1 protein-coding gene and 1 pseudogene are annotated in these 1,669 nt (G+C 55.2%); one reads left to right on the forward strand and one right to left on the reverse strand.

Features of this window, described 5'->3' with window-relative positions:
• Window positions 1–670: 670 nt before the first annotated feature.
• Window positions 671–772: pseudogene (locus ACQZ40_RS25675) on the forward strand (chemotaxis protein CheW); the annotation flags it as partial.
• Between the two features lie 431 nt (window positions 773–1,203).
• Here the strand turns inward: ACQZ40_RS25675 and ACQZ40_RS25680 are convergent.
• Entirely contained in the window at window positions 1,204–1,410 is a 207-nt protein-coding gene (locus ACQZ40_RS25680; protein WP_142914321.1) for a hypothetical protein, read from the reverse strand.
• Window positions 1,411–1,669: the final 259 nt, after the last annotated feature.

Raw genomic sequence — 1,669 nt, forward strand, 5'->3', positions numbered from 1 at the left:
AGCCCGGTCGAATATCGTAAGAGCCTCGGCCTGAGCATTTAAAACAGTCCAACTTTTTATCCGCACCCCCACCGGCTCAGTTCCGCGTGGAAACCAACAATGGCTGGACCTTTCGGAGAGAATCATGCACTTCATACGCCATGCCAGCATCGTTAAGCGAGTGGCCTTGCGCTTCGACGAGTATAGAAGCATCGCGTGGCTGACAAACCAAGCCGGTCGGATCCAGGCCAACCTGCTTGAAGCGCGGCTCGCCGTTAAGAACTTCATCATCTCTTCTTCTGACGATGCCGTTTCCGCTGTGCGAGCGCGCGTCGACCAGACAAAGAAGCTTGCCGTCGAAATGCGCGTGCTTGCGACTGGCGAGGGTCAAATCAAAACCGCAGACTCTACCATTTCAGCAATCGGCGATGACGAGGCAGCCTTCGAGGACGTAGTAGAGCTGCAAACGAAGCGCGACGGGCCGGTCGAAGGCACAGTGAACACGCTGGGCCCGCAGATGGAAGAGGCGTCTGAGAAAATCGTGGCCAGCGTTGCATCGGGCGACAGGCGTGAAGATACGCACCATGCCGCGAACCTGCGCGCCGATCTGATGGAAATGCGTGTCGCCACAAAGCGATTCCTGCTCCTCAACAACGCAGAGAATTTCGATGAAGCCATCGCGGACAGCAATTTGCCCCACGCGCCGCCACATATGCTGGGCGTGATGAACCTGCGGGGCGTAGTCATCCCGATCATCGATCTTGCCGAGCGCCTGGGCGTGCATGGCTCTGTCGACACGCCTCTGCGATTGACTGTCAGTAACTGTAGCTAGGCACGCGCGTGCAGCATTGTTCCAGACGTTGAGGATGCTGAAGGCCTTCTTCGCGATAGCTGCGACTGACCCCGGACGTTTGTTCTTCGCGCCGAAGCAGGGTTAATACAGACCGACGGAATAATCACGGATTTACTGGCCGCTGCACACGGCGTCCGAGGTTAAGCTTACTGTCATCGGGATCATAGGGAACTCCTTCGCGATTTCACGGGAGGCTTTTCAAGATCGACACTTGCCTATAGAGAGGCCCGGTTGTTTTGAACGGCCCTGAGGCGAGGGGATTTTATTTCGATTACGAATGGTCTTGGCTGCATTTGGTTTGGTTGCCTTATTGGTAGCGAGACGAGAGCAACAAAGAGATTTCTCCCGGTTGTACGAGTGACGGCTTGAGTTCAGGCTGAGATGGCGATTTCGGCCATGGTCGTGACGGGTCGTGAGCTGGTCAGTACCAAGAGATCTTCATCCTGAACGATGACCGTTTCGTTTGAACTACTGAATTCTGGTTTTGAAGGCTTCGATTTTAGAGGAGCCTTCTTTGGAACCCGCATCACAGCATCAAGCGCGATAGCTGCCGCGCGCAAAAAATCATGATTGCTCATTGTTGTCTCCGTATTCAGAGATGAACGTGCGGGCCGCAACGGCAGCACGCGAACGGCATCATGCCGCCCGTATAAGCACCTACACAGGTCAGTCTGGCGCGAAACTTGCTTAATATGCACTGAGTTTGTCGGCCCGTGTCCACAATTGGAAAGCCCTATATGTGTTTCGGCGTGGAATATTGACCCCTCTGGCGGGGTGACCGGCGTCCAATTTTGACCCCCCACCTGTTTCGTCTGACCATCCGTCTTTTGCTGGCGG

This window comes from Agrobacterium sp. 16-172Ci (assembly GCF_053522725.1).